This window comes from Pseudomonas atacamensis (genome assembly GCF_017167965.1).
In the GTDB taxonomy this organism is placed as follows: Bacteria; Pseudomonadota; Gammaproteobacteria; order Pseudomonadales; family Pseudomonadaceae; genus Aquipseudomonas; species Aquipseudomonas atacamensis.
Genome location: NZ_CP070503.1, coordinates 66,182 through 93,098 on the forward strand (window position 1 = coordinate 66,182; position 26,917 = coordinate 93,098).

Sequence of the window (26,917 nt, forward strand, 5' to 3'; positions counted from 1 at the left end):
TCGGAAAATCCCTGATGGCTGCGACCCGAGAGACGCTGCGTAGCTGGTTTTATCGCCCTGTTTTTTTGGCGATGATCGCGGCTGTCCTCAGCGCCAGCCTGCTGATTGCCGGAGGTATGTTCGCGGCGATGCGCCAGATGGAAATGCGCGAGAGCCAGGAAATGAACGCCCAGGGCGAGCGTTTCCTCGCGCGCCTCGAACAATTGTTCGGCCAGTTGCGCGAAAGTCTCGACGACCTTGAAGCCCAGCCCTTGCGCGGCTGCGACGAAGAAATGATCGCGACTCTGCAGCAAGTCACCTTCAACTACCGCTTCGTCTACGAAGCCGCGTACATGGACGCCTCGCGGTTCTGCTCCAACCGTCCACGCCAGGAAGGACTGTCTTTGGTGCGCGCGCCGGACATTCAGGGTCCGACCTACAGCTATTGGCTGAACACCACCACCGAACCCGATGAAAACCGCGCGGCGCTGATGCTCGGTCGCGGCAACTTTCGTGTCGCTACCTCGCGCGGGCATTTGACCGACATGGTCGATCTGTCGTCCGGCAGCAGCCTGCTGGTGGTACTCGATCACGGCACTCGCGCGATTCCGGTGCTCGGCACCGCACAGACCTGGCCACCGGCCGAACCCTGGCCACCGAAGAGCCCTGATGCGCTGCAAGTCACGCAAACGCGGCTGATCTATCGCATGCCCACCGACAACCCGGAATATCAATTGGTGCTGATTACGCCGCGCACGGGCATGCACGTCCCGGCGGTGTGGTGGTGGCTGTTGCCGGTGTGCCTGATCGCCGGCGCCGTTGTCGGCTTTCTGACCTTGTTGCTGGTGCGTCAGCGCCAGTCGCTGGATGCCGAGCTGCACGGGGCGATCCGCCGGGGTGAGTTGCAGGTGCTGTATCAGCCGATCTTCGATCTCGACAGCCGCAACTGCGTCGGTGCCGAAGCGCTGCTGCGCTGGCGGCGCCCGGACGGCACGCTGACCAGCCCCGACCTGTTCATTCCCATGGCGGAGAACACCGGGCAGATCCGGCAGATGACCGACTTCGTCTTGCAGCGTCTGCTCGAACAGCTGGGTCAGTTACTGCGCGCCAATCCGCAGCTGTATATCTCGGTGAACCTCGCAGCCTGCGATGTCATGGTGCCGCGCATCGGCCAGGTCATGGCGCGGCTGCTCGCGCTGCACCGTGTCGCCGCGCGGCAGATAGCCTTCGAAGTCACTGAGCGGGGCCTGATTGATGTGGTGGTGGCGCGGGAAAACCTGCAAGCCTTGCGCGACGTCGGCCATCAGGTGCTGATCGATGATTTCGGCACCGGCTATTGCAGCCTCGCCTATCTGCAGACCTTGCCGGTGGACTGCCTGAAGATCGATAAGGCGTTCATCGATGCGCTCGGCCATGACGCAGCGAGCAGCGGCGTCGCTCCGCACATCATTCACATGGCGCAGGCGCTGGATCTGAAAGTGATTGCCGAAGGCATCGAGCTGGAATCCCAAGCCGCACTGCTCAGCAGTGAGGGAGTCAAGTTCGGTCAGGGCTGGCTGTTCGCTCACGCACTGAGCGCCGTGCAGTTCATTGAACTGATCACCCGTGGACGACGCCTGGCCGGACGGCGTATGGACGATGAAGCCTAAACCGCCAGCGCCATGTAGAACTGGGTGCCCTGCCCCGGCCGCGAATAAACGCCCATGCGCCCGCCGTGCAACTGGACGATTTCCTTGCACAGCGCCAGGCCAAGCCCGGCACCGCCCTTCTTGCGCCCGACCTGCACGAACGGCTCGAAAATCCGCCCCTGCTGGCCGTAGGCGATGCCTTCACCATTGTCTTCGACGCTGATGATGACCCGCTCGCCATGCCGGCGCGCCTGCAGACGGATCTGCCCGTCGCGGGCGGTATGGCGCAAGGCGTTGTCGATCAGATTGTCGAGGACCCGATCGAGTTGCGCCTGATCAGCCTGCAACCTCGGCAGCGGGCCTTGAATCTCGACGTTCAGCGCCACACCTTTGGCCGCAGCCACGTCGGCAAAGCGCAGTTGCGCCTGCTCCAGCAGGTCCTCAATGGAACATGGCGCCAAGGTGAGTTTCTGTAGACCGTTCTGGTAGCGCGAGAAATTCAGCAAGTCGTTGATCAATTGCATCAGCCGCTGCATTTCTTCGTTGACCGTATCCAGCAGGTCGGCTTCGCGCGATTCAGCCGGGAATTTCGCCCGCTCGCGAAACAGCCCGAAGGCCATGTGCATGCCTGTGACCGGCGTGCGCAGTTCATGGGAAGCGCGCAAGACAAACTCACTGCGCACGCGCTCGAACGCGCGTTGCTCGGTGACGTCGTGCAGCACCATCACCGCGCCGAGAATATGCCCCTGGGTATGACTGACCGGCGTCAGGCTGTAGGTCAGCAGGCGCGATTCGCCATCGACTTCGATACTCAGATCTTCCGGCGCACGCTCCAGCGTGCCGCCGCGCAGGACCAATTGCAGTTGCGCATCCAGCTCCGGGCGCCCAAGTGCGGTGCCCAAGCCTTGGCCCAGTCGATCGTCTTCCCAGCCCAACTGGCGCTGAGCCACCGGGTTGAGGTGTTCGAGCTGACCCTGGCGGTCAATCATCAACAAACCGTCGTCGATACTGTCGAGCACCGCTTGCAAGCGCTGCTGACCGGCCAACAGTTCGTCGACATTCATCGCCTGGTGTTCGCGCAACGCCTCGGCCATCAGGCCGAAGCGTCGCGACAGCAGGTTGACTTCCATGGCCGTGGAAATCGGCAGGGTCACGTCATAGTTGCCCTGGCCGATGTTGTCGGCAGCCTTGGCCAGCGCTTCGATCGGTGCGCCGAAACGTCGGGCGATGCCCTGGGCGGTGACAAAACCGATGATCAGCACCGCCAGCCCGACCAGGCCAAGCAGCCCGGCAATCAGCAAGGCCCGTTCGCGGGCAGCGTGCTGGACGGCATTGATGGTTTCCAGTGCGTGTTTGTGCTCAGCAATCAGGCCATTACGCAGAATGTTGAAGCGCTCGCGGAAATCCGCGCTGGTACTCGCGTTCTTCGCCGCTTCGGCGGTCACGTCGAATGAGGCGAGGAAGTTCAGGTAGTCGGCCTTGGCCTGGCGGAAACCGTAAGGCTGGTCATCGCCCTCCGGCTGCTGGGCGATGCCTTGGTCGAGCAACTCGAAGTAGTGCTGTTTGGACGCTTCGAACGCAACGGGATCGGGTTTTTCGGCGAGCATGATGATCAATTGATCACCGAGGGTCTGGCGCAGCTTGAGGCCCAGATCCAGGGTGACGAAGTTGCTGCGCACCAGCGCTTCCTGTGACCCGGCCATCTGCATCACGCTGACCAGCCCGAGCAAGAGCCCGAGCAAGGCCACGGTGATCAACGCAGAAATGCTCAGGAACAGGCGCGTGCGCAGCTTGATCGCCAGTTTCATCGCGCAGTGCTCACAGGTTGTACTGCTTGCGTTTGCGATACAGGGTCGAGGCGTCGATGCCAAGGGTTTTCGCCGCTTGGTCCAGGGTACCGGCAGTGGCCAGCACCGCGCCGATGTGCGCTTTCTCCAGCTCGTCCAGGCTCAGCGCCGCGCCGACCCGTGGCGCGTTGTTGGCCGGTTGCTCGGCCATGCCCAGGTGGCTGATTTCCACGCGTTCCTGCGGGCAGATGATGCTGGCCCGCTCGACCACGTTGCGCAGTTCGCGAATATTGCCCGGCCAGCGATAACCGAGCAGCGCTTCGCGCGCCTCATCGCTGAAGCCGCGCGCTGGGCGTGCGTACTCTTTGACGAAACGTGCAAGGAACCGATCGGCGAGGGTCAGGATGTCTTCGGCGCGCTCGCGCAGAGGCGGCAGATGCAGGGTGATGACGTTGAGGCGATAGAGCAGGTCTTCGCGGAAACGGCCGTCGCGGACCATGTCTTCGAGATTGAGGTTGGTGGCGGCAAGGATGCGCACATCGGCGCGGCGAGTGACCGGGTCGCCGACCCGCTCGTACTCCTTGTCCTGAATGAAACGCAGCAACTTGGGTTGCAACGTCAACGGAAAGTCGCCGATCTCGTCGAGAAACAGCGTGCCGCCGTCGGCCTGGTTGACCCGACCCAGCGTGCTTTCGCTGGCACCGGTAAACGCGCCACGGCTATGGCCAAACAGCTCGCTTTCCATCAGTTCGGCAGTCAGCGACGGGCAGTTGATAGTGACGCAGGATTTCTTCTCGCGCTTGCTCCAGCCGTGGATCGCACGGGCCAGTTCACCTTTACCCGTACCGGACTCGCCAAGGATAAGAATGTTGGCGTCGGTGCTTGCGACCTGCCGTGCGGTTTCCAGCACGACTTTCATCGCCGGGCTGTGGGAATCGAGACCGTCTTTCGGTTTGCGGATCTCGCCTTCGAGCGCTTCAAGGCGTGCGGAGAGCTGGCGCACTTCCAACTGCTTGGCGGTGGCCAGGCGCAGTTGATCAGGGCTGCACGGCTTGACCAGATAATCGGCGGCGCCAGCCTGGATGGCATCAACCGCGGTGTCGACCGCCGAGTGGGCGGTGACGATCACTACGCGCATCCACGGCGCCTGAATGCGCATCTGCGCGAGGACGTCGAGACCGTTGTCCTCGCCCAGGCGCAAATCAAGGAAGCACAGATCGAAGACCTGACGTTGCATCAAAGCATCGGCCTGGGCCGCGCTATTGGCGGTGGCTACCGTATAGCCTTCGTCTTCGAGGCAATAACGAAACGTACGCAGGATGGCGGATTCATCGTCCACCAGCAGAATGCGGCCTTGTTGCTCAGTGGCAGATTCCATTTTTCCTACGCTCCATAGTGATTAGTCTTGGGTTAGTCCCGGAAAAATCGGGCAAGTTGCATGGTTGATTCTGAACGATACCAGCCATAGGAGGGTAGCTCTCTACTGCCATAACGGCCAATTCATTGATTTCGTTGAGTTTTAAAACATTCTGCGTTTGGCAGGGCACATCCTGCGTCCTCTTCTGACATCTGCGTACCGGTAGCAATTCCATATCATCGAAATTTCCCACGAAATAATCGTGCATTGCGCACGACCGCAGAAGAGCCATCGTGCAGGATGCGTCTTAGGAAATTTCTCAACCACGCATAACTCATTGTTTTCATTGGTTTTTTCACAGATGAAAAAACTGGCATGCAGGCTGCAATACCTCACTCAGCCCGGGCAGAACAGCACTGCCCCAACCGAACAAGCGTGAGGAACACAGGATGACTCGCCCAATCGCCGCCCAAGTACGTATTTCGCCACTGCAGATCCAGCAAGGTCTGTTCGGTGTACTGGCGTTGCTGATCACCCTGATCGTTTGCCAGCAGTACATGAGCTGGGAAAACAGCCGTAAACCCGAGCCACTGATTTCGATGCAGCACAGCACTCAAACGCACTTCAGTGCCGTGAGCAGCAGCCAGGTTGAAAACGCTTCGATGCACATGATCGATGTCGACCAGGCGCAACCGCTGGATCAATTGCCACGGGAAGAGCGCTGGGTTTTCTAAGCCTTTGAACACATTCAGGCGCGTAGCGCCGGAAACCGGAAACACCCCTAAATAGAGAAGTAAGGAGAATCACCATGTTGAGCTGGGCAATTACATTCTTGATCATTGCCATCATCGCCGCCGTTCTGGGCTTCGGTGGTATCGCGGGCACCGCCACGGGTATCGCCAAGATTCTCTTTGTCGTGTTCCTGGTGATGTTCATCGCTTCCTTCTTCTTTGGCCGTCGCGGCCGAGGTTAACGATGATCGGTCTCAAGACATTGGCCGCCGCCCTGCTTCTGGGCGGCAGTGCCATGGCCATGGCGGCCAATGACGGCCAGACCCGGGTCAACGAACTGCTCGCCTCCGACGCGCAGTACCGTGAAACCTGGGAAGGCGTGATCAAAAAGGAAGAGCGCGTACCGGAATGGGTGATCAACCTGTCCGGCACCTCCGAACAACAGATGCATGCCGTTACGGAAGATGGCGATCAGTATCTGGTCGGCCCGCTCTGCGAGAGTCAGGACAAGTGCCTGAATCACCGTTTGATCGTGGCCTTCAGCTTCGACAAGGATGACGCCTACGCCATGCTGGTCGATGTGCCGGAAGGTCTGCCGCAGGACAAGTCGCCGACGCGACACGCGACTTATCGCTTCTTCGGCAAACCTGATCAGGGCATGCAGGATCTGCTGATGGAAACCCTGAAGAAAGATCCGAAGTGGTACTGACGCAGGACGCAAAGGTTTCGAACACGAATGCAGCGCCCCGCTGCTTTCCATTGCACCGCCCGATGAGGGTCGGTGCATGACCAGGGGGCCGGGATGTTCTGACTGATACAGGGTCGGAGTGACCTACGGGTACAGGGAGTACCTGCGCAAGGGCCGGGTCAGGGTAAAAGCTGCGCCGCAGGTTCGTCGACCCGGTGGTCTGACGAATCTGCGCTGGGCTTTGAATCCGCTAAAACATTGATCCAGCACGCCAAATTCCTTTTTTCAATCGTCGACACTGCGAGGAAAACATTTCGCGGTGTTTCCTGGCGACCGTATATCGACAAAGATCGCGCTCGTTCCGTGTGACTTCTAGTCTTGCGATTCAGACTTTTTCCGGAAATTTCCGCCGGTTTTGCCTGTGCAAAATTTAACCAGCCTACGCTGTAACGGCCGGTTGACGGCACTTATGCTGGCACAAATGTCACAATCGAACCGCTTGGGACGCCAGTTTCAAATGAAAAAGCTCATGCCGATTAGGCATAGGGTAGGCGTTTACGGCATTAGACGGCGCCACCTTGCATCGGAATAGTTGCGCCTTTTTTCGCCTGCCGAAGAGCCGTAAACACGCGCTTCGGGGCACCTTATACGGAGGCAGATGCACAGACTTTTCCGCTGATGAGCGTTCCAGTTCCTGCATGTGCCTGAGTCAAACGCAAGTAAGGGTAAAGATAATGAAGAAGGCAAAAATCAGCCTCGCCTGGCAGATCCTCATCGGTCTGATTCTGGGGATTGCAATTGGTGCGTTGCTCAACCACTTCAGTGCTGAAAAGGCTTGGTGGATCAGCAACGTCCTGCAACCGGCAGGCGATATCTTTATCCGTCTGATCAAGATGATCGTGATCCCGATCGTCATTTCCTCGCTGATCGTCGGCATCGCTGGCGTCGGCGACGCCAAGAAACTCGGGCGTATCGGCCTGAAGACCATCATCTATTTCGAGATCGTCACCACCATCGCCATCGTTGTCGGTCTGGTGCTGGCCAACGTGTTCCATCCGGGCACCGGCATCGACATGAGCACCCTGGGCACGGTCGACATTTCGAAGTACCAGGCGACCGCCGCCGAAGTGCAGCATGAACATGCATTCATCGAAACCATCCTCAACCTGATCCCGTCGAACATCTTCGCGGCCATGGCTCGCGGCGAAATGCTGCCGATCATCTTCTTCTCCGTACTGTTCGGTCTCGGCCTGTCGAGCCTGCAGTCGGACCTGCGCGAGCCGCTGGTGAAGATGTTCCAGGGCGTTTCGGAAAGCATGTTCAAGGTCACCCACATGATCATGAACTACGCCCCGATCGGCGTATTCGCACTGATCGCGGTGACCGTGGCCAACTTCGGCTTCGCCTCGCTGCTGCCGCTGGCGAAACTGGTGATCCTGGTTTACGTCGCCATCGCCTTCTTCGCCTTCGTCGTGCTGGGCCTGATCGCCAAGCTGTTCGGCTTCTCGGTGCTCAAGCTGATGCGCATCTTCAAGGATGAGCTGGTACTGGCCTACTCCACCGCCTCCTCGGAAACCGTGCTGCCACGTGTCATCGAGAAAATGGAAGCCTACGGCGCGCCGAAAGCCATTTGCAGCTTCGTGGTACCAACCGGTTACTCGTTCAACCTAGACGGCTCGACCCTGTACCAGTCGATCGCGGCGATCTTCATTGCCCAGCTGTATGGCATCGACCTGTCGATCAGCCAGCAACTGCTGCTGGTGTTGACGCTGATGGTCACCTCTAAAGGTATCGCCGGCGTACCGGGCGTGTCTTTCGTGGTGCTGCTGGCCACTTTGGGCAGCGTTGGCATCCCGCTGGAAGGTCTGGCGTTCATCGCCGGTGTCGATCGCATCATGGACATGGCGCGTACCGCACTGAACGTGATCGGTAATGCCTTGGCAGTGCTGGTTATCGCGCGCTGGGAAGGCATGTACGACGACGCCAAGGGCGAGCGCTACTGGAACTCCCTGCCGCACTGGCGCAGCAAGGAAAAACTGCCGGCTGGCGAAATTTCCAAGAACTGATGCGAAACCCTGTGGGAGCGAGCCCCACCAACAAACCCCGGAGCAATCCGGGGTTTGTCGTTTCTGGCGACCCCGCTATCATTCGCCGCATTCTTCGGGGGATTTGACTGATGCTTAATGGCCTGTGGCTTGGCTTCTTCATCGTTGCAGCCGTGTCGGCGCTGGCGCAGTGGCTGATCGGCGGCAACGCCGGGATCTTCGCGGCGATGGTGGAAAGCATTTTCGCCATGGCCAAGCTGTCGGTCGAAGTCATGGTGCTGCTATTCGGCACCCTCACCCTGTGGCTGGGCTTTCTGCGCATCGCCGAAAAGGCCGGGATCGTCGAGTGGCTGGCCAAGGTCCTCGGCCCGCTGTTTCTGCGGCTGATGCCGGAAGTCCCGCCCGGCCACCCTGCCCTTGGCCTGATCACGCTGAATTTCGCCGCCAACGGCCTCGGCCTGGACAACGCCGCCACGCCGATTGGCCTGAAAGCCATGAAAGCGTTGCAGGAGCTCAATCCCAGCGCCACCATCGCCAGCAACGCGCAGATCCTCTTTCTGGTGCTCAACGCCTCGTCGCTGACCCTGCTGCCCGTGACCATCTTCATGTACCGCGCCCAGCAAGGCGCGCCGGATCCGACGCTGGTGTTCCTGCCGATTCTGCTGGCGACCAGTTGCTCGACTATCGTCGGTTTTCTCTCCGTAGCTTTCATGCAACGCCTGCGCATCTGGGACCCGGTGGTGCTCGCCTATCTGCTGCCCGGCGCGCTGATCCTTGGCGGCTTCATGGCGCTGCTCGGCACGCTTTCCGCGACAGCGCTGGCGGGATTGTCGTCGATCCTCGGCAATCTCACGCTGTTCGGCCTGATCATGCTGTTTCTGCTGATCGGCGCGCTGCGCAAGGTCAAGGTGTACGAAGCGTTCGTCGAAGGCGCGAAAGAAGGCTTCGATGTGGCGAAAAACTTGCTGCCGTATCTGGTGGCGATGCTCTGTGCGGTTGGCGTGCTGCGCGCCTCTGGTGCGCTGGATTTCGGCCTGGACGGCATTCGCCATCTGGTCGAGTGGGCGGGTTGGGATACGCGCTTCGTCGATGCGCTGCCGACGGCGATGGTCAAACCGTTTTCCGGCAGCGCCGCGCGGGCGATGCTCATCGAGACCATGCAGACTTCCGGCGTCGACAGCTTCCCGGCGCTGGTCGCGGCGACGGTGCAGGGCAGTACCGAAACCACGTTCTATGTGCTGGCGGTGTACTTCGGCGCGGTGGGGATTCAGCGCGCGCGGCACGCGGTCGGGTGTGCGTTGCTGGCTGAGTTCGCCGGTGTGGTGGGCGCTATCGGGGTCTGCTACTGGTTCTTCGGCTGAGCAAAATTCCCATGTGGGAGCGAGCCTGCTCGCGAAGTCGGAGTGTCAGTCAACGCTTAAGTGACTGATACACCGCTTTCGCGAGCAGGCTCGCTCCCACAGGAGCTGTGGTGTGTCAGCGGGGTTGCGGGGCGAGTTTCTGGCCTTGCTCCACGGCCCAGACCACAACCTTGGCCGTGAGGCGATCACTGGCCTGGCCAAACCCGGCGACCACCGCCGGCACCTGAACATCGCTTAACGGCTGGCGCTCTTCAAAACGGCGGCTGGCGAGGATGCGCTGGTCATAGCCGCGCACCAGCAACGCATCGACCCGCACCACGACGCCGGCCTGGGTGCCCTGATATTCCGTCTGAAACGCCTGCAAACTGCCGCCCAGTTCCAGATCCGCCTGGAAGTTGCTGTCGTCGGTGCTCAGCAACGTCACTCTGCCGTCACGCTGGAATCCATCGAGCAGGCGATTGCGCAGCAGCACCGGCGCCGGATCGCTCCAGCGCGAGCCTTTGTAGCTGCTGATCACATCGCCCTGCGGGATAACGGCAATGCTCGGCCGGTTCAGTGCTTCGCTGGCCTGCAATTTATTCAAGCGCAGCGACCACGACTGCGTCGCCGCCGGGCTGGCCGAGGCGGGCGCTTGCGCGGCGGGCAGGCGGTAGACGTCCGAGGGTTCCGACTTGGGCAAGATCGAGCACGCGCCGATCAGGGTCAGGCCAGCGCCGAGCAGGGCGATTCGAGTCAGCTTCATGGGGTGAATTCCTTGTTCTTGTCGCTGCCCAGCAGGTAGCCGCTGGGGTTGGCCTCAAGCCGTTGGGAAATGGCGCGCAGCGAGGTCAGCGTCTCGCGCAGTTCGCGAATCGCCGGGGCCAGGCCGTTGAGGCCCTGCATGCCGTTATCCAGCGAATTCTGGTTTTTGCTGAGCAAGCCGTTAATGGTCACGCTGCTTTGCTCCAGCGACTTCATCGCCTGTTCGGCGCTGCCCAAGGCCTGCTTGCCCTGATCATTGAGCAGGCCGTTGGCGTTGCGCATCAGCAGTGAGGTCTGCTCGAGCATGCTGCCGGCCTGTTTGCCGACGGTCGCCAGTTGCTGCATGGCTTGTTTGATGTCGCCGCGCTGGTCGTTGATGGTGCCGGTGGTCTGTTCCAGATGGGCAAGGGTCTTGCTCACACGCTCGACGTTTTCCGCGGAGAACATGTGGTTGGCGTTTTGCAGCAGGGCGCTGATGCCGGTCATCAAGTCGCTGCTGTCGTTGAGCAGACGTGAGATAGGCGAGGGCGAGGCGACCAGCGTCGGCAGCTTACCGTCATGCCCGCGCAGTTTCGGGCTCTCGGGTGTGCCGCCGCTGAGCTGGATGATCGAGGTACCGGTGATGCCGGTCAGTGCCAGCTTGGCCTGGGTGTCTTCCTTGACCGGCGTATCGCCCGCCAGACGAATCCGCGCCAGCACCCGGCGCGGGTCCTGCGGGTCGAGGCGCAGGCTGACCACGTCACCGACCTTGATCCCGCTGTACTGCACCGAGCTGCCCTTGGACAGACCGCTGACCGCCTCGTTGAATACGACTTCATAGTCTTTGAACTCGGTGTCGACGCTGGATTTGGCCAGAAACAGGCCGAAGAGCAGGGCGCCGGCCACGACGATCACCGTGAACAGGCCGATCAACACATGATGGGCTCGGGTTTCCATATCAGACCTCGTTGAGCTGTTTGGCGGCGTCCAGCGCCGAGCGGCCGCGCGGGCCGTGGAAGTATTCGTGAATCCACGCGTCGGCGGTTTCCGAGACGTCGTCGATAGGGCCGGCGACCAGCACTTTCTTCTGCGCCAGCACCGCCACGCGATCGGTGATGGTGTACAGCGTGTCGAGGTCGTGGGTGACCAGAAACACACTCAGACCCAACGCATCACGCAGGGTCAGGATCAATTGATCGAACTGCGCCGCGCCAATCGGATCGAGGCCGGCGGTGGGTTCGTCGAGAAACAGAATGTCCGGATCCAGCGCCAGGGCCCGCGCCAGCGCCGCACGCTTGATCATGCCGCCGGACAGCGACGCCGGGTATTTGTCCGCAGCCGACAGCGGCAGCCCGGCCAGCGCCAGTTTCACCGCCGCCAGGTGCTCGGCGTCGTGACGGCTGAGGCCGGCGTGTTCGATAAGGGGCAGGGCGACGTTCTCGGTCACGGTCAGCGACGAGAACAGCGCGCCCTTCTGGAACAACACACCAAAGCTCCTTTCGATCAGCGAGCGCTCATGCTCGGGCAGATTCGGCAGGTTCTGGCCGAAGACCTTGACCATGCCTTCGCTTGGCCGATTCAGCCCGACGATGCTGCGCAGCAGCACCGATTTACCGGTACCGGAGCCGCCGACCACGGCGAGGATCTCGCCCTTGTACACGTCCAGATCAAGGTTTTCGTGCACGCTCTGCGGGCCGAAGCGATTGCACAGGCCACGGACTTCGATCACCGCCTCCGAGGGCGCGCGGGGTAGACGACTCACCAGCCCATCTCCATGAAAAACAGCGCGGCCACCGCATCGAGCACGATCACCACGAAAATCGACTGGACCACGCTGGAGGTGGTGTGCGCGCCGACCGATTCGGCGCTGCCGCTGACCTTGAAACCTTCCAGGCAACCGATCGCCGCGATCAGGAAGGCGAAGATCGGCGCCTTCACCAGCCCGACCAGAAAATGCTGAATGCCGATGTCCGATTGCAGCAGCGAGAGGAACATCGCCGGCGAGATGTCCAGCGACACTGCGCAGACCACACCGCCACCGACGATCCCCGAGAGCATCGCCAGAAACGTCAGCATCGGCAGCGCCACCAGCAGCGCCAGCACGCGCGGCACCACCAGCAATTCGATCGGGTCGAGGCCGAGAGTACGGATCGCGTCGATTTCTTCGTTGGCCTTCATCGAGCCGATCTGTGCGGTAAAAGCACTGGCGGTGCGCCCGGCCATCAGGATCGCCGTGAGCAACACGCCGAATTCGCGCAGGAACGAGAAGCCGACCAGGTCCACGGTGAAAATCGTCGCGCCGAAACTGGCCAGCACTGTGGCGCCGAGAAACGCCACCACCGCGCCGACCAGAAACGTCAGCAGGGCCACGATCGGCGCGGCGTCGAGGCCGGTCTGCTCGATGTGCGCGATCATCGGCGTGATGCGCCAGCGCTGGGGCCGCAACAGCCCACGGGCGATGACTTCAAGGATCAGGCCGACGAAGCCGAGCAGTTGCAGCGTGTCGGTCCAGACCTTGTCCACCGCGCGGCCAATGCGCGTCAGCAGTTGCACGCTGACGCTGACCTCCGGCTCCTTGACCGGCACGCAGAAATCGTTCAGTGAGCAATACACGGTTTGCAGCAAGGCGCGGTCGGCCGTTGAAAGTGTACAGTCAGGGTGCTCGGCGGTTTTGCCCAAGCGTTCGGAACCGAGCAGTTCGACCAGCAACGAGGCGCCGGCGGTGTCGAGGGCGCCGAGGCCGTTCAGATCGATGGAAGTATTGGCGTCGTACTGGCCGCGGAGCTTTTCGCTCAGATGCTTGAGCGCGGTGTAGTGGGCGAGCGTCCAGTCGCCGCTGACCCGCAAGCGGGCAGGGCTGAGCGCGGTATCCAGGTGGGCACTGCCGGGGGTTGGGCTGCTGGTCATAAGCTCCGTGCTTGTACGGCCGTTACGAGATCCTACGTAATAGCACGAACCGGATTACTTTTCTTTGGCCGGTGTGCTGTCGGTGATTGCGAAACGCAGCACGCCGATCAACTGCCCGTCCTCGGTCAACACCCGCACCTGCCATTTGCCCGCCGGGTTGCCGGGGAAGTTCTGCTTGTGCGTCCACGCCCGGTAGCCTTCCTTGCGCCCGCCATGGATGTCGAGGGCGATGCGGTCGACCTCTTTGCCGTTGAAGGTCCACACGTGATAAATCCGCTCATCGAGGCCGCGCGGCGCGTTGATCGCGGTGTAGGCGTAGAGCCCGCCGCTGCGGATCTGCTCGGCGCTGACGGTTTCGAGGCTGGCGCCGGGGGTGCGATCCTGCAGCTGCGTGCTGATCGCCACGTCGGTCATCCACAGCGTTGCCGGCGGCACCCACGAACGCAGCGCCCAACCGACGCCGCCGATGCCGACTGTGATGAACAGAATCGCCAGGGCATTGCGCACCGTGCGGATCGGGAAGATCGATGCCAGGCTCGGGAACGACAGCAGCACGGCAATCCCCAGCGCCCATTTGAAACTCTGCGCGGTGGTCAGGTGCATGATCACCGGCAGCGCGGTGAGCAGGGCGGCGAACAGGGTCAGGGTGTGCAGCGCGAGAAACGCCCAGCGCCGTGGCGCCAGCCATTTGTAGTACAGCGGATCGACGATAGAGATCAGTGCAGCAACGCTGAGCAGCCCCGTGAAGACAAACTGGCCGCTGTTCCACGTGGTGGTGATGAAGAAGAATGGCAGAACGAAAAACAGGCTTTCCTGATGGATCATCTGCGTCGCGTAGCGCAGCAGCGGCTGGGGAATCTCGCGCTTGAAAATCCGTGTGAACAGCCCGGTCAGGGTGTTTTCCAGCATCAGCCAGATCCAGCTGAGCAGCATGATCACCGTGATCCAGCTGGCCAGCCCCTGTTGGCGATCGACGAGGATGAAACTGCCGACCCCGGAAATGAAACCACCCGCCGCGATCAACCCGGGGTAGCGCTTCATCAGCTCGAGAAGGCGCTGGATAAGGAGGGTCAGTTTTGGCATTTTGGCGGTTCACGACGATATGGGGAAAATCCCGGAAAGGTTAACGCCACAAGTGCTCACTCACCAGAGGATTAATGGCTTCCAGCAATTTTGTGGCGGCGATACACACGCCAGCCGATCAACATCAGCAGCACCAGACCCACCCCACCTGCAGCCAGCCACAACACCTGATCATCACTGATTAAAGGCTTCTCGATCCGGATATACCCCGGCTGCAGCAACAGCTCGCGCATCGCTTTGTTCGCCGCTTCCAGCGTCACCCCTTGCAGCTCCCGCGCGGGATTGGCAAAGCGGCCATCCTGATAGTCGGCCAGCGCGCTCCAGTAATAGTCCGCCAGCGCGCTGTTGCCCTGCACGGCCCAGGCCTGGTGGGCGATGGCGGCTTGTTTGATGCGGGCGAAGGTGCTCGGGTCGAGGCCGTTTTTCAGCAGGTCGGCCTTGAGGTCATCGAGTACCTGGATGGCTTCGTCGACGTCATCGCGATCCAGGTCAGCGTTGAGGCTCATGAAGCCGACACCGCCGAACACTTCGCGCTCGGCCCACGGCCCGTACGACAAGCCGTGGTTGAGGCGAATCTGCCGGTACAGCGCCCAGTCGAGGTAATCCTTGAGAATGTCGAACGTCTGGTCGTACTGATCGTCGAGCACCGGTTCCGGCACCAGCCAGTGCAGCTTGGCGCTGTCGCCGATAAAGCCACGGGTAAGGGTGCGTTCATGGGCGGCGCTGGTGCGGATGTCCGGCAGCGCCCGGTGTTCGGTAGGCTCGACCGGCTCCAGCTCACCCCAGGTACGCTCGAGATAGGCTGGCAGCAGTTTGTCGAGTTCGCCCACGACGATCAGGGTCATGTTGTTCGGCGCGTACCAGGCCTTGCGCACCTTCTCCAATTGCTCTTGGGTCAGATGGCCGACTTCGGCACGCTGCGGGCATTTCAGTCCCAGCTCGACAGCCAGTTGATTGCTCGCGGTATGACCGAGGTCCTGACGGTCGAGGAAACGTTGCAGCTTGGTGTAATGCCCGCCGTCCTCTCGCTCGACCACGCGTTTGGCGGCGTTGATTGCGTTGTCGTCGATGCGAGTCTGGGTCAGCAGCGCGAGCAGCAGGTCGAGCACCTTGCGCTGGTTTTTCGCCGGGGCTTCGATGACGAACGTGGTGTCGGCGTTGCTGGTGAAGGCATTCCAGTCACCGCCCAGCGCCTGCATGCGCTCTTCCAGACCACCTTCGCCAGTGGCATCGATACCGCTGAACAGCAGGTGTTCGAGCAAATGCGGCAGCTCTTTTTCGTCGCAATCGAAGTCATCGAGGCCAACGCCGACCACCAGCCGGATCGCCACATGCCCACGCTCGGTGCCGGGCTTGAGCATCAGTTGCAAACCGTTGGGCAGCGCATAGCCTTCGACCTGAAACCGATCCAGGGCAAAGGCGGGGAGGGAACCGAGCAACAGACAGGCGAACAACAGGCAACGCATAACAGGCTTCCATACGGCTGATTTGGAGATCCGTGTCGTCAGTCAGGGCCCCATCGCTGGCAAGCCAGTTCCATAAGGATCTGCGGCGCTCACAAAACCCTGTGGGAGCTGGCTTGCCAGCGATGACGGTCTCAAGGCTGAACCACTGTAACTGACTGGCCCCAGCCCCAGACGTTCAAGGCGAATGCGTAATGTCGGCCATGTCATCCACTGCCAGCGCGCCGGTGTCCGCCGTTTCCAGCACGACATAGGCGCTGCTGCAGAACAACGAATTGAGCCGTTTCATGTCGGCGATCAACTCCAGATGCAGCGAGCTGGTCTCCAGACTCTGCACGACCTTGCGTTGCAAACGGCTGACGTGCGCATGGGCCAGACGCCGTTCCTGCGCACGAAAGCGGCGTTTCTCCCGCAACAACTGCCGCGCGCTTTCGCGGTCGCCGCTGAGAAACACCGACAGGCCCAGGCGCAGGTTGGCGATCAGTTGCTGTTGCAGCCCGGCAAGATCTTCCAGGCCCTCTTCGGAAAACGAACGGCGCTGCGACGTCTTCTGCTGCTGGATCTTGCGCAGCATTCGCTCGATCAGGTCGGCGGCGAGCTTCAGGTTGATCGCGAGTTCGATGATCTCGGCCCAGCGCCGACTGTCGTGCTCGCCGAGATCCTCGCGGGGCATCTGCGCCAGATACAGCTTGATCGCGCTGTACAGCGCTTCGACGTCATCGGTCAGGCGGCGCATCTCCTGCGTGACGGCGGTCTGCTTGCCGCGCAGCACATCGAGGGAAGCATCGAGCATGTTGTCGAGCAGATCGCCCATGCGCAGGGTTTCCCGCGCGGCGTTGGCCAGCGCCAGGCTCGGAGTGACCAGCGCGGTCGGGTCGAGATGGCGCGGTTTGGCGGCGCCGTTGACCTCCGGCCGCTCTGGCAGCAGCCACGCACAAAGCCGCGCCATCGGCCCGACGCTGGGCAGCAGGATCAGGCAGCGCGCGGTGTTGTAGAGCAGGTGGAAGCCGATGACCATTTCCTGCGGGCTGAAATCAAGGCCGTCGATCCAGTGCACCAGCGGGTCGAGCACCGGGATGATCAGCAGCAGGCCGATCAGTTTGTACAACAGACTGCCCAGCGCAACCTGGCGGCCGGCGGCGTTCTGCATGCTGGTGCTCATGAACGCGAGGATGCCGCTGCCGATGTTGGCGCCAATCACCAGACCGATCGCCACCGGCAAGCTGATCACCGCAGCCCCGGCCAATGTAGCGGTGAGCAGCACGGCGGCGAGGCTGGAGTAGGAAATCATCGCGAACAGCGCGCCGACCAGGGCGTCGAGAAGAATGTCGCCGGTCAGCGAGGCGAAAATCACCTTCACCCCTTGCGCGTGCGTAATCGGCGCGGCGGCCTCGACGATCAATTGCAGGGCGAGAATGATCAGCCCCAGCCCGATCGACACCCGACCCATCTGCCCGAGCCGCGTCTGTTTGCGCGACAGAAAGAAAATCACCCCGAGGAAAATCAGCAGCGGCGACAGCCACGACAGATCGAGGGTCAGCACCCGCGCCATCAGTGCGGTGCCGACATCGGCGCCCAGCATGGTCGCCAGCGCCGGGGTCAGCGCCATCAGACCTTGCCCGACAAACGAAGTGACCAGCATCGCCGTAGCGTTGCTGCTCTGCACCATGGCGGTGACGAGAATACCGGCGATGAACGCCAGCCATTTCTTCGACATGTTCTGGCCGATGACATGTCGCAGATTGGTGCCGTAAACCCGCAGGATGCCGGTTCGGACGATGTGCGTGCCCCAGATCAACAGGGCGACGGCGGACAACAGATTGAGCAGGGTGAGCATGCAGACCCCCTGTAGTAGCAGCGCCCCAGAGGGGCAAATGGACGGCACCGCGCGGTTTCTACGTTCTTGATACTTAAGCTGTAGTTGGCTAACGGTCTCGGCGCCAGCATTGCACAGCTAAAGCGTGGATTGAAACAAAAGTGTCATGAAAACAGATGCATCCGCCCACTGCATCCGACATGCATTCCACTGTGTTGCCCAAAACAACGTGGGAGCGAGCCTGCTCGCGAAAGCGGTGGGCCAGCCAACATTGTTGTCGACTGGCGCTCCGTCTTCGCGAGCAGGCTCGCTCCCACAGGGGTGTAGCGTGCTGCCGGGACTACCGGATTATTGGCCCGGAACATCCTTGCGCAGTTTCACCGGATCCTGTTGCTGTCTCTTCTTGGCCATCGCGCCGCGCAGTTTGATGTTGATAGCCTCAACCGCCAGAGAGAACGCCATGGCGAAGTAGACGTAGCCTTTTGGCACGTGCACGTCGAACGATTCGGCGATCAGCACGGTACCAACCACCAGCAGGAAGGACAGGGCGAGCATTTTCAGCGACGGGTGCTTGTCGATGAATTCGCTGATCTTGCCCGACGCCAGCATCATCACCAGCACTGCCACGACGATCGCCGCGACCATGACCGGAACGTGGGAGACCATGCCGACGGCAGTGATCACCGAGTCCAGCGAGAAGACGATATCGATGATCGCGATCTGGATGATGGTGTAGAGGAAATTGCCGCCCTTGCCCGACGGCGCGTCGTCGCTTTCGTCTTCGCCTTCCAGCGCGTGGTACATCTCCTGCGAGCTTTTCCACAGCAGGAACAGGCCACCGAAGAACAGGATCAGGTCGCGACCGGAGATGCCCTGGCCGAACACTTCGAAAAGATCGGCAGTGAGGCGCATGACCCAGGTGATCGACAGCAGCAACAGGATCCGCGTGACCATGGCCAGGCCAAGACCGAAGATCCGCGTGCGCTGCTGCATGTGTTTGGGCATGCGGCTGACCAGGATCGAAATCATGATGATGTTATCGATACCGAGGACGATTTCCAGGGCGGTCAGGGTAAAGAAGGCAACCCAGATTTCGGGGTTGGTCAGCCAATCCATGTGTATTCCTTTGAGCAATTGTTGAACCGAAAAAGGTCCGGGCTTCAAACCGCGAAGCCGGGACCCGTAACGGTGAGTCTTGGGCTTATAGAGTGCTGAACATCGGGAAAGTCCCCAACAGCAGTGCAGCAATCAGAATGCAGATGCACACCAGGATCGCCCATTTCAGGGTGAAACGCTGGTGATCACCGAAATCGATGCCGGCCAGCGCCACCAACAGATAGGTCGACGGCACCAACGGGCTCAGCAAGTGGACGGGCTGGCCGACGATCGAGGCACGGGCCATTTCCACCGCAGTGATCCCATAGTGGCTGGCCGCTTCGGTCAGCACCGGCAATACACCGTAATAGAACGCATCGTTGGACATGAAGAAGGTGAACGGCATGCTCACCAGCGCCGTAATCACCGCCAGGTACGGGCCGAGGAAATCCGGAATCACCGCCAACAGGCTCTTCGACATCGCATCGACCATGCCGGTGCCCGACAGGATACCGGTGAAGATACCCGCCGCAAAGATCAGCCCGACCACTGCCAGCACGCTGCCGGAATGCGCGGCGACGCGATCCTTCTGCATTTGCAGGCATGGGTAGTTGACGATCATGGCGATACTGAACGCCACCATGAACAGCACCGGCAGCGGCAACAGGCCACCGATCAGCGTGCACATCAGTCCGAACGTCAGTGCGGCGTTGAACCAGATCAGCTTCGGACGGCGTGCGTCGGGGAATTGCGAGACGCTGATTTCACTGTGATCGATCTCATCGCCGACCAGGTGCAGCTCGCCGAGACGGGCACGCTCACGCTTGCCGTAGAAGTAGGCAATCACCAGGATCGCCAAGACACCGGCGGCCATGGCCGGGATCATCGGTACGAAAATGTCCGACGGATCGACATGCAGGGCACTCGCCGCGCGGGCGGTCGGGCCGCCCCACGGGGTCATGTTCATCACGCCACCGGCGAGGATGATCAGACCGGCCATGATCCGCGGGCTCATGCCGATGCGGCTGTACAGCGGCAGCATGGCGGCCACACAGATCATGTAAGTGGTCGCGCCGTCACCATCGAGGGAAACGACGAGCGCCAGAACGGCGGTGCCGACCGAAACTTTCAACGGGTCGCCCTTGACCAGTTTGAGGATCTTGCGCACGGCCGGGTCGAACAGGCCGGAGTCGATCATCAGGGCGAAATACAGAATGGCGAACATCAACATCACGCCGGTCGGCGCCAGTTTGGTGATGCCTTCAAGCATCATCGGGCCGATCTTCGGCGCGAAACCACCGAACAGCGCGAACAGGATCGGGATGATGATCAGGGCGATCAGCGCGGACAGGCGCTTGGTCATGATCAGGAACATGAACGTGATGACCATGGCGAAGCCAAGGAAAGTCAGCATGGGAATACTCCAGGCGTAGCGCGGCTAATGGAATGAGCGGATCGGGCGGGATCAGCGCAGAACGGCAGGCGCGAGGCGTACGGGCGGAGTGACCAGCAGGAAGCGGGAGAAACGGCGGGTTGCAGAAGACATCAGAATCACCATTGTTGTTGTTAATTGGGCCGGGCCTGTGGAACAAACACAGGGCTTGGGCCAACCGGTCTGTTGCCGGGAGTGGGGCGATCCTAATCGGGGAAGCTTTCAGCTACCTTTCGCGAGCGAAAGCGATCAATGAATGATCAACCGGCGGTCGGATGCAACGACAGCCAATGAATACGGGGTTGGTAGCGATGCGGATAAACGGACAGTCAGCGCTGGCTGGCAGTCTGGACATATCCGTTATCAGTTCAGCGTCAGCATCTGGTTAAAAAATCGACAGATTCAGCGGCCGCACCGCGCCCATCCAGATCGCGTGTTCGGTGTGGTCAAGCAAGTCATCGCCAGTCTCCGGATGCAGGAATACCACCAGGCCCTTGCGGTTGAGCGCCAGCCATGGCAGCACTTCGCCGATCAGCTCGGGACCGAAAGCCAGTTGGCAGCTCCACTCGGGATGCGGCCCCACCGGGCGTTCGTGCACGCGACCCATTTTCAGCGCAAACAACTGCGCGGCCTGTTCGCACAAGGCCCGCGCCTGGTCGATGGTTTGCGCGTCGAAATAGACATGGGCGTGATAGCCCTTGATCCCTTGCATCGTGTCGCCTCTCAATCGGTTCGAACCCTTGGCTGTTTCCACCGTCACAGGTCATATAGGACAACTATAAGGAAAACAGCCATGAAAAATGCCGAGACCCCAGTGGTCAAAGTGGTGCTTTATGGTGCCATGGCCAGCTTGGGCGGTGCATTGATGGCTGAATTGCTCCGTCGCCAACACGAAGTCATCGCCATCCTCGACGATCTCACCGCACTTGCGCCGCGTCCGGGGTTGCGCACCAAAACCGGCGATCTGTTCGATGCCGAGCGGGTCAATCAGAGCGTCGCCGGCAGTTCGGCGGTGATCTGCCTGCTGGACGCTCCGGGGTTGCCGTTCAGCAGCGACCACGTTGAGCGCTCGGTGACGCTGGGGCCGGTGGAACAAGTGCTGGCAGTCGACGCGCTGGTCGAAGGTTTGCAACTGGCCAGCGTGCCGCGCCTGTTTCTGGTCGGCAACTTCGGTGTGCTCGACGAGCCTGACAATGACGAGCGTCTGCAACGTCACGCTGCCGAAGAAATCCTCGAGGCGGTACAAAGCAGCTCACTGCGCTGGACCTTGGTCAATGCGCCGCATGGCGTGGCCGGGTTGACCATCGAGCACTTCAGTCAGGTCGGCGGCAATCTCGAACCGGGACTGGCCGAACCGCTGGAGCGATTGAACCGCGTGGCGGTGGGCATCGCCGATGAGCTGCGGTTGAATCTGCATGTGGGGCAGCATGTGAATTTTGTGGCGGCTTCTGATTCGTAAAAGATCGTCCGGAGGCTCGGGCCGCGATCGACGACCTTTTGCTCTTCACACCGCAATTGAGGGCAGGGCCAGACCGTTAAGCGATTCGGCACTGCTGGCCTGTTCCGCCATTAACCAATCAACAAATTCCTGAATCAACGCACCCCGACGTTTGCGTTGCGGCAGCACAACGTAATAGCCAAGGCGCGACAGCGTGGTTTCCGCCAGCGGCCGGCACAGCAAACCCTGCACCAGCAAGTTATCCACAAGGTGCCGCCAGCCAATCGCCACGCCTTGTCCGCCAATCGCCGCCTGAATCAGCAAGGTGTAATTGTCGAAGCGCAATTGCCCCGGCGCTGGCGGCGTAGTCAGGCCCAATTGACGAAACAAGCCACTCCAGTCGAACCAGTTGCTGCTGTTTTCCCCACGCAGGTGCAGCAGCGGAAATTCCAGCAGGGCCTGCGCGGGCAACGGCAGTGACCGCTCCTTGAGCAGCAGCGGGCTGCACACCGGGAACACTTCTTCGCTGAACAGCCAGTGGCTCTCACCCTGCTTGAATCGACCATCGCCAAACAGGATCGCCACGTCGATGTCGGTGCGCAGCATGTTGTGGTTGCGCTCGCTGGTGACCAGGCTGACATCGATATGCGGATTGGCCTCATGGAAGCGATGCAGGCGCGGCATCAGCCAATAAGCGGCGAAAGCGAAATCCGTGGCCACTTGCAGCACTTCATGTTGCTGCTGAGTGCTGATTGCGCTCAATCCTGCGTCGATATTCTGCAAACCGAGGGTAACTTGCTCGAACAGCAGGGCGCCAACCTCTGTCAACTCGATACCCCGGTAAATCCGGTCGAACAGGCGCGTACCGAGCTGCTCTTCCAGACGTTTCATTTGCTGGCTGATCGCAGGCTGCGTGGTGCCAAGCTCCACCGCAGCGGCGGTAAAACTGCGATGGCGGGCCGCCGCTTCAAAAGCGCGCAGCAGATCGAGGGAGAGGTCACCGAGGGCGTCATACATAAGCTGTACTTATCCTAGTCATTGTCCGGCGCGGGCTTTACCGGAACAGGCATGGAATCCATGCTCGATCGCAGCACTCTCGCATAAATATTCAACATGGAATGCCGCGATCACATGAAGCGCAAGAACATTCTTTTCATCATGGCCGATCAAATGGCCGCGCCAATGTTGCCGTTCTACGGCCCATCGCCGATCAAACTGCCGAATCTGTCCCGCCTCGCCGCCCAAGGCGTGGTGTTCGATGCTGCCTATTGCAACAGCCCGCTGTGCGCGCCGTCGCGCTTCACCCTGGTCAGTGGCCAGTTGCCGAGCAAGATCGGCGCCTACGACAACGCGGCTGACTTTCCTGCCGACATTCCGACTTACGCGCATTACCTGCGGCGTCTCGGCTACCGCACCGCGCTGTCGGGCAAGATGCATTTCTGCGGGCCGGACCAGTTGCACGGTTATGAAGAACGCCTGACCAGCGATATCTACCCGGCCGATTACGGTTGGGCGGTGAACTGGGACGAGCCGGACGTGCGGCCGAGCTGGTATCACAACATGTCGTCGGTGCTGCAGGCCGGGCCGTGCGTGCGCACCAATCAGCTGGATTTCGACGAAGAGGTGGTGTTCAAGGCGCAGCAGTATCTGTTCGATCACATCCGCGAGGATGGCGACCAGCCATTCTGCCTGACCGTGTCGATGACCCACCCGCACGATCCGTACACGATTCCCAAGGCTTTCTGGGATCTGTATGACGATGCTGATATTCCGTCGCCTACAGCCCTGAACCAGGACGAACTCGATCCGCACTCGCAACGTCTGCTCAAGGTTTACGATCTGTGGGACAAGCCGCTGCCTGTGGATAAGATCCGCGATGCCCGTCGCGCCTACTTCGGTGCTTGCAGCTATATCGACGCCAATGTCGGCAAACTGCTGCAAACCCTTGAAGAAACCGGGCTGATCGACGACACCGTCATCGTCTTCTCCGGTGACCATGGCGACATGCTCGGCGAGAAGGGCCTCTGGTACAAAATGCACTGGTTCGAGATGGCCGCGCGGGTGCCGCTGCTGATCAGCGCCCCGGGACAATTTGAGGCGGGCCGAGTCAGCGCCGCGGTTTCCACCGCCGACCTGCTGCCGACGTTCGTGGATCTGGCCGGTGGCACGCTTGAGCCGGGCTTGCCACTGGACGGCCGTTCCTTGCTGCCGCACCTGCAAGGGCAGGGCGGGCATGACGAGGTGTTCGGCGAATACATGGCCGAAGGCACTGTCAGCCCGCTGATGATGATCCGCCGCGGCGCCTACAAATTTATCTACAGCGAAAGCGACCCGTGCCTACTCTTCGATGTGGATAACGATCCGCGCGAAGAAGAGGAACTGAGCCAATCGCCGCAACATCGTCAGCTGTTCGACGATTTTCTCGCGGAAGCGCGGGCCAAGTGGGACATTCCGTCGATCCATCGGGACGTACTGGCCAGCCAGCGCCGACGCCGTTTCGTCGCCGATGCGTTAACCATCGGCAAGCTGAAGAGCTGGGATCACCAGCCGCTGGTCGATGCCAGTCAGCAGTACATGCGCAACCACATCGACCTTGATGATCTGGAGCGCAAGGCCCGTTATCCACAACCCTGCCAAAACCAATAACGTTAAGGGGAAGTCCATGCGCAAGTTATCCACAGCTGTCACCGTTGGCCTGATCGCATTGAGCAGCGCCTCGGCCTTCGCCGAGCAAAGTTGCGAAACCGTGAAGATGGCCGATCCGGGCTGGAGCGACATCGCCGCGACCAATGCCATCACCGGATTTCTGCTCGACGGCATGGGCTACAAGGCCAAGGTCGACACCCTCGCGGTGCCGATCACCTTCGGCGGCTTGAAGGATGGCCAGGTGGACGTGTTCCTCGGCAACTGGATGCCGGCGCAGCAGGGCTTCTATGACAAGTTCGTCGCCACCGGTGATGTGACGCAATTGGCGAAAAACCTCGAAGGCACCGAATTCACCCTCGCCGTCCCCGACTATGTCTGGGAGGCGGGTGTGCATGATTTTGCCGACCTGAACAAATTCGCCGACAAGTTCGACAAGAAGATCTACGGCATCGGATCAGGCGCGCCGGCGAACATTTCGTTGCAGGAAATTATCAAGAAGAATGACTTCAACATGGGGCAGTGGAAGCTGATCGAGTCCAGCGAACAGGCGATGCTCGCCGAAGTGTCGCGGGCGGTGAAGAAACAGAAATTCGTCACCTTTCTCGGCTGGACCCCGCACCCGATGAACGTGCAGCTGAAAATGCGTTACCTCAAGGGCGGCGAAAAATACTTCGGCGACACCGGCAACGTTTTCACCCTGACCCGCAAGGGCTACGCCGAGGCCTGCCCGAATGTGGGCAAGTTGCTGACCAATCTGGCGTTCACCCAGGACATGGAGAACAGCATCATGGCCGAGGTGGTGAACAAGAAGGTCAGCAATGCCGAAGCGGCGAAGGCGTGGATCAAAGCCAACCCGGCGGTGCTGGACAAGTGGCTGGATGGGGTGAAGACCGTGGATGGCAAGGATGCGTTGGTGGCGGTGAAAGCCAAACTGTAATGCCACCTGACTGTCGACCACTTACCTGTGGCGAGGGGATTTATCCCCGATCGGCTGCGAAGCAGTCGCAAGATCCGTGAACTCGATATACCTGACTCACCGAGAACTCTGGGTTTGGGGCCGTTTCGCGGCCCATCGGGGATAAATCCCCTCGCCACAATGATTGCCGTGTCCTGATAGGCTTGCCGGAAAAACCCCCAACCGCGAGGACCCATGGCCTTCCCCAGCCGCCATTCACTTTTTCCTTTCCTGAGCTGGTTGCCACGGCAAACCCGCGCCAGCGTCGGGCGGGACCTGATCGTCGGCCTCAGCGGTGCGATTCTCGCCTTACCCCAGTCGATTGCCTACGCACTGATCGCCGGGCTGCCACCGGAATACGGGCTGTACGCCGCAATCATTCCGGTATTGATCGCCTGCCTGTGGGGTTCGTCATGGCATTTGATCTGCGGCCCGACGGCGGCGATTTCGATTGTGCTGTACGCCAGCGTCAGCCCGCTCGCCGTGCCTGCGTCCGAGGACTACATCACCCTGATCCTGCTGCTGACGTTCCTTGCCGGGATTTTCCAGTGGCTGCTCGGTTTGCTGCGCTTCGGCGCGCTGGTGAATTTCGTTTCGCATTCGGTAGTGCTCGGCTTCACCCTCGGTGCCGCCGTGGTGATCGCCATCGGGCAATTGCCCAATCTGCTCGGGCTGGAATTGCCGGCCAACACCACAGCGCTCGCCAGCCTGATGGATCTGCTGCGACATCTGGGGGCTGTGGATAAGCCTTCACTGACGCTCGGCGTCGCCACGGTAATCGTCGGCGTGACCCTGAAAAAACTTCTGCCGCGCTGGCCGACGCTGTTGATAACCTTGGTGCTGGCCAGCCTGCTGGTGTGGATCTGGCCGGCGATGTTCGGTCATGTGCATCTGGTCAGCGCCTTCGTCGGACGCCTGCCGCCGCTGAGCGCCTTGCCGCTGGATCTGGAGGTGATCCTGCGCCTGCTGCCGAGCGCCGTGGCGGTGGGCATGCTCGGGCTGGTCACCAGTCTGTCGATCGCCCGTTCGATATCGGCGCGCTCGCAACAGTTGCTCGACGCCAATCAGGAAGTCCGCGCACAGGGTCTGTCGAACATTGTCGGTGCGTTCTTTTCCGGGTCGCTGTCAGCCGGATCGTTTACCCGCTCAGGTCTGAGTTATGAGGCGGGTGCCTGCTCGCCGCTGGCCGGAGTGTTCTCGGCAATCTGGGTGGCGCTGTTTGCGGTGTTCGGCGCGGGGCTGATCGCGCACATTCCGATCCCGGCCATGGCCGGCAGCATCCTGTTGATTGCCTGGGGTCTGGTCGATCACCGGGGCATTCGCGCTTTGCTGCGAGTCAGCCGTGCCGAGTTCGTGGTGATGGCCCTGACCTGTCTCGCGACCTTGCTGCTGGAATTGCAGACGGCGATTTACGCCGGGGTGCTGGCGTCGCTGTTTTTCTACCTCAAGCGCACCTCGCAACCACGGGTGCAGCATTGGCGCGACGGTGACGACGATGTGCTGCGGGTGGGCGGTTCGATCTTTTTCGGCGCCAGCCATTACCTGCAAGTGCGCCTGCAACGCCTGCATGGCGCGCGGGTGGTAATCGAGGCACAGCAGATCAACTTCATCGATTATTCAGGGGTAGAGATGCTGCATCAGGAAGCGCGGCGCCTGCTGGGCCAGGGTCGCAGCCTGACCTTGCGCCGGGCGCGGCCGCCGGTGGTGGAGGAGTTGCGCAAACTGGAAGGGGCGGAGAAGTGCCCGATCAGGTTTGAGGATTGAGCTGATATCGGTGGTGATGCGA

At 61.0% G+C, this 26,917-nt stretch carries 23 protein-coding genes; 10 read left to right on the top strand and 13 right to left on the bottom strand.

What is annotated here, in order from left to right; genetic code table 11:
- Window positions 1-14: 14 nt before the first annotated feature.
- Complete coding sequence (locus tag JWU58_RS00340; RefSeq protein WP_206421308.1) at window positions 15-1,628, top strand: EAL domain-containing protein; 1,614 nt, start codon at window positions 15-17, stop codon at window positions 1,626-1,628.
- Here JWU58_RS00340 and JWU58_RS00345 read toward each other — a convergent pair.
- Both JWU58_RS00345 and algB read right to left on the bottom strand, forming a co-directional pair.
- The gene (locus tag JWU58_RS00345; RefSeq protein ID WP_071173949.1) at window positions 1,625-3,415 is read right to left on the bottom strand and encodes an ATP-binding protein; all 1,791 of its coding nucleotides are present in this window, start codon (window positions 3,413-3,415) and stop codon (window positions 1,625-1,627) included. The genes JWU58_RS00340 and JWU58_RS00345 overlap by 4 nt on opposite strands.
- Window positions 3,416-3,425: 10 nt before the next feature.
- Window positions 3,426-4,772, bottom strand: coding sequence for a sigma-54-dependent response regulator transcription factor AlgB (gene algB, locus JWU58_RS00350; RefSeq protein ID WP_206421309.1), 1,347 nt, complete (start codon window positions 4,770-4,772; stop codon window positions 3,426-3,428).
- Window positions 4,773-5,200: 428 nt separating this feature from the next.
- Between algB and JWU58_RS00355 the strand changes: the two genes are divergently transcribed.
- The 5 genes from JWU58_RS00355 to JWU58_RS00375 all read left to right on the top strand — a co-directional run bounded on the left by JWU58_RS00355 (window position 5,201) and on the right by JWU58_RS00375 (window position 9,576).
- On the top strand, window positions 5,201-5,485 hold the full coding sequence (locus tag JWU58_RS00355) for a hypothetical protein (RefSeq protein ID WP_016772355.1): 285 nt from the start codon (window positions 5,201-5,203) through the stop codon (window positions 5,483-5,485).
- 74 nt (window positions 5,486-5,559) lie between these two features.
- On the top strand, window positions 5,560-5,724 hold the full coding sequence (locus JWU58_RS00360) for a DUF1328 domain-containing protein (RefSeq protein ID WP_003177151.1): 165 nt from the start codon (window positions 5,560-5,562) through the stop codon (window positions 5,722-5,724).
- A gap of 2 nt (window positions 5,725-5,726) precedes the next feature.
- A complete protein-coding gene (locus JWU58_RS00365) occupies window positions 5,727-6,191 on the top strand; it encodes an inhibitor of vertebrate lysozyme family protein (protein ID WP_016772356.1) in 465 nt (154 codons plus the stop codon).
- Between the two features lie 713 nt (window positions 6,192-6,904).
- Window positions 6,905-8,236 (top strand): glutamate/aspartate:proton symporter GltP, encoded by a 1,332-nt coding sequence (gene gltP / locus JWU58_RS00370; RefSeq protein WP_024014978.1) that lies wholly within the window; start codon window positions 6,905-6,907, stop codon window positions 8,234-8,236.
- A 110-nt stretch (window positions 8,237-8,346) separates the two neighbouring features.
- On the top strand, window positions 8,347-9,576 hold the full coding sequence (locus tag JWU58_RS00375) for a nucleoside recognition domain-containing protein (protein ID WP_122880234.1): 1,230 nt from the start codon (window positions 8,347-8,349) through the stop codon (window positions 9,574-9,576).
- A gap of 115 nt (window positions 9,577-9,691) precedes the next feature.
- Here JWU58_RS00375 and JWU58_RS00380 read toward each other — a convergent pair whose 3' ends face one another.
- From JWU58_RS00380 to JWU58_RS00425, 10 genes are all read right to left on the bottom strand, one after another.
- Window positions 9,692-10,318 carry an ABC-type transport auxiliary lipoprotein family protein gene (locus JWU58_RS00380; RefSeq protein ID WP_206421310.1) on the bottom strand — a complete coding sequence of 209 codons (627 nt, stop codon included), beginning with the start codon at window positions 10,316-10,318 and terminating at the stop codon, window positions 9,692-9,694.
- Window positions 10,315-11,253, bottom strand: coding sequence for an MlaD family protein (locus tag JWU58_RS00385; protein ID WP_016772359.1), 939 nt, complete (start codon window positions 11,251-11,253; stop codon window positions 10,315-10,317). The genes JWU58_RS00380 and JWU58_RS00385 overlap by 4 nt, the downstream gene beginning before the upstream one ends.
- Window position 11,254: 1 nt before the next feature.
- Window positions 11,255-12,058, bottom strand: a complete 804-nt coding sequence (locus tag JWU58_RS00390; protein WP_206421311.1) for an ABC transporter ATP-binding protein — start codon at window positions 12,056-12,058, stop codon at window positions 11,255-11,257.
- Window positions 12,055-13,203 carry an ABC transporter permease gene (locus JWU58_RS00395; RefSeq protein WP_125917009.1) on the bottom strand — a complete coding sequence of 383 codons (1,149 nt, stop codon included), beginning with the start codon at window positions 13,201-13,203 and terminating at the stop codon, window positions 12,055-12,057. Before JWU58_RS00395 ends, JWU58_RS00390 begins: the two co-directional genes overlap by 4 nt.
- Window positions 13,204-13,257: 54 nt before the next feature.
- Entirely contained in the window at window positions 13,258-14,286 is a 1,029-nt protein-coding gene (locus tag JWU58_RS00400) for a DUF5924 family protein (protein ID WP_122705410.1), read from the bottom strand.
- Between the two features lie 71 nt (window positions 14,287-14,357).
- The gene (locus JWU58_RS00405; protein WP_206421312.1) at window positions 14,358-15,752 is read right to left on the bottom strand and encodes a M16 family metallopeptidase; all 1,395 of its coding nucleotides are present in this window, start codon (window positions 15,750-15,752) and stop codon (window positions 14,358-14,360) included.
- Between the two features lie 175 nt (window positions 15,753-15,927).
- Window positions 15,928-17,586, bottom strand: coding sequence for a Na/Pi cotransporter family protein (locus tag JWU58_RS00410; protein WP_206421313.1), 1,659 nt, complete (start codon window positions 17,584-17,586; stop codon window positions 15,928-15,930).
- 327 nt (window positions 17,587-17,913) lie between these two features.
- On the bottom strand, window positions 17,914-18,681 hold the full coding sequence (locus JWU58_RS00415) for a TerC family protein (protein ID WP_122698793.1): 768 nt from the start codon (window positions 18,679-18,681) through the stop codon (window positions 17,914-17,916).
- Window positions 18,682-18,766: 85 nt separating this feature from the next.
- Window positions 18,767-20,074: a CitMHS family transporter gene (locus JWU58_RS00420; RefSeq protein WP_016772365.1), complete on the bottom strand. Its 1,308-nt coding sequence runs from the start codon at window positions 20,072-20,074 to the stop codon at window positions 18,767-18,769.
- Window positions 20,075-20,477: 403 nt separating this feature from the next.
- Window positions 20,478-20,804: a DOPA 4,5-dioxygenase family protein gene (locus JWU58_RS00425; RefSeq protein WP_206421314.1), complete on the bottom strand. Its 327-nt coding sequence runs from the start codon at window positions 20,802-20,804 to the stop codon at window positions 20,478-20,480.
- Between the two features lie 81 nt (window positions 20,805-20,885).
- On the opposite strand from JWU58_RS00425, the gene JWU58_RS00430 reads away from it, so the two are divergent.
- Complete coding sequence (locus JWU58_RS00430; protein ID WP_041476500.1) at window positions 20,886-21,551, top strand: NAD(P)-dependent oxidoreductase; 666 nt, start codon at window positions 20,886-20,888, stop codon at window positions 21,549-21,551.
- A 45-nt stretch (window positions 21,552-21,596) separates the two neighbouring features.
- Here JWU58_RS00430 and JWU58_RS00435 read toward each other — a convergent pair whose 3' ends face one another.
- Window positions 21,597-22,547 carry a choline sulfate utilization transcriptional regulator gene (locus JWU58_RS00435; protein WP_016772368.1) on the bottom strand — a complete coding sequence of 317 codons (951 nt, stop codon included), beginning with the start codon at window positions 22,545-22,547 and terminating at the stop codon, window positions 21,597-21,599.
- A 114-nt stretch (window positions 22,548-22,661) separates the two neighbouring features.
- Between JWU58_RS00435 and betC the strand changes: the two genes are divergently transcribed.
- The 3 genes from betC (at window position 22,662) to JWU58_RS00450 (ending at window position 26,895) form a co-directional block, all read left to right on the top strand.
- Window positions 22,662-24,176 carry a choline-sulfatase gene (betC, locus tag JWU58_RS00440; protein ID WP_206421315.1) on the top strand — a complete coding sequence of 505 codons (1,515 nt, stop codon included), beginning with the start codon at window positions 22,662-22,664 and terminating at the stop codon, window positions 24,174-24,176.
- 16 nt (window positions 24,177-24,192) lie between these two features.
- A complete protein-coding gene (gene choX / locus JWU58_RS00445; RefSeq protein ID WP_024014966.1) occupies window positions 24,193-25,113 on the top strand; it encodes a choline ABC transporter substrate-binding protein in 921 nt (306 codons plus the stop codon).
- Window positions 25,114-25,326: 213 nt separating this feature from the next.
- Window positions 25,327-26,895 carry a SulP family inorganic anion transporter gene (locus JWU58_RS00450; protein ID WP_206421316.1) on the top strand — a complete coding sequence of 523 codons (1,569 nt, stop codon included), beginning with the start codon at window positions 25,327-25,329 and terminating at the stop codon, window positions 26,893-26,895.
- Window positions 26,896-26,917: the final 22 nt, after the last annotated feature.

Excerpts from the sequence above, each read along its gene's own strand:
- JWU58_RS00340 (WP_206421308.1), top strand. The coding sequence starts at position 15 with ATGGCTGCGACCCGAGAGACGCTGCGTAGCTGGTTTTATCGCCCTGTT.
- JWU58_RS00345 (WP_071173949.1), bottom strand. The coding sequence starts at position 3,415 with ATGAAACTGGCGATCAAGCTGCGCACGCGCCTGTTCCTGAGCATTTCT.
- algB (WP_206421309.1), bottom strand. The coding sequence starts at position 4,772 with ATGGAATCTGCCACTGAGCAACAAGGCCGCATTCTGCTGGTGGACGAT.
- JWU58_RS00355 (WP_016772355.1), top strand. The coding sequence starts at position 5,201 with ATGACTCGCCCAATCGCCGCCCAAGTACGTATTTCGCCACTGCAGATC.
- JWU58_RS00360 (WP_003177151.1), top strand. The coding sequence starts at position 5,560 with ATGTTGAGCTGGGCAATTACATTCTTGATCATTGCCATCATCGCCGCC.
- JWU58_RS00365 (WP_016772356.1), top strand. The coding sequence starts at position 5,727 with ATGATCGGTCTCAAGACATTGGCCGCCGCCCTGCTTCTGGGCGGCAGT.
- gltP (WP_024014978.1), top strand. The coding sequence starts at position 6,905 with ATGAAGAAGGCAAAAATCAGCCTCGCCTGGCAGATCCTCATCGGTCTG.
- JWU58_RS00375 (WP_122880234.1), top strand. The coding sequence starts at position 8,347 with ATGCTTAATGGCCTGTGGCTTGGCTTCTTCATCGTTGCAGCCGTGTCG.
- JWU58_RS00380 (WP_206421310.1), bottom strand. The coding sequence starts at position 10,318 with ATGAAGCTGACTCGAATCGCCCTGCTCGGCGCTGGCCTGACCCTGATC.
- JWU58_RS00385 (WP_016772359.1), bottom strand. The coding sequence starts at position 11,253 with ATGGAAACCCGAGCCCATCATGTGTTGATCGGCCTGTTCACGGTGATC.
- JWU58_RS00395 (WP_125917009.1), bottom strand. The coding sequence starts at position 13,203 with ATGACCAGCAGCCCAACCCCCGGCAGTGCCCACCTGGATACCGCGCTC.
- JWU58_RS00400 (WP_122705410.1), bottom strand. The coding sequence starts at position 14,286 with ATGCCAAAACTGACCCTCCTTATCCAGCGCCTTCTCGAGCTGATGAAG.
- JWU58_RS00405 (WP_206421312.1), bottom strand. The coding sequence starts at position 15,752 with ATGCGTTGCCTGTTGTTCGCCTGTCTGTTGCTCGGTTCCCTCCCCGCC.
- JWU58_RS00410 (WP_206421313.1), bottom strand. The coding sequence starts at position 17,586 with ATGCTCACCCTGCTCAATCTGTTGTCCGCCGTCGCCCTGTTGATCTGG.
- JWU58_RS00415 (WP_122698793.1), bottom strand. The coding sequence starts at position 18,681 with ATGGATTGGCTGACCAACCCCGAAATCTGGGTTGCCTTCTTTACCCTG.
- JWU58_RS00420 (WP_016772365.1), bottom strand. The coding sequence starts at position 20,074 with ATGCTGACTTTCCTTGGCTTCGCCATGGTCATCACGTTCATGTTCCTG.
- JWU58_RS00425 (WP_206421314.1), bottom strand. The coding sequence starts at position 20,804 with ATGCAAGGGATCAAGGGCTATCACGCCCATGTCTATTTCGACGCGCAA.
- JWU58_RS00430 (WP_041476500.1), top strand. The coding sequence starts at position 20,886 with ATGAAAAATGCCGAGACCCCAGTGGTCAAAGTGGTGCTTTATGGTGCC.
- JWU58_RS00435 (WP_016772368.1), bottom strand. The coding sequence starts at position 22,547 with ATGTATGACGCCCTCGGTGACCTCTCCCTCGATCTGCTGCGCGCTTTT.
- betC (WP_206421315.1), top strand. The coding sequence starts at position 22,662 with ATGAAGCGCAAGAACATTCTTTTCATCATGGCCGATCAAATGGCCGCG.
- choX (WP_024014966.1), top strand. The coding sequence starts at position 24,193 with ATGCGCAAGTTATCCACAGCTGTCACCGTTGGCCTGATCGCATTGAGC.
- JWU58_RS00450 (WP_206421316.1), top strand. The coding sequence starts at position 25,327 with ATGGCCTTCCCCAGCCGCCATTCACTTTTTCCTTTCCTGAGCTGGTTG.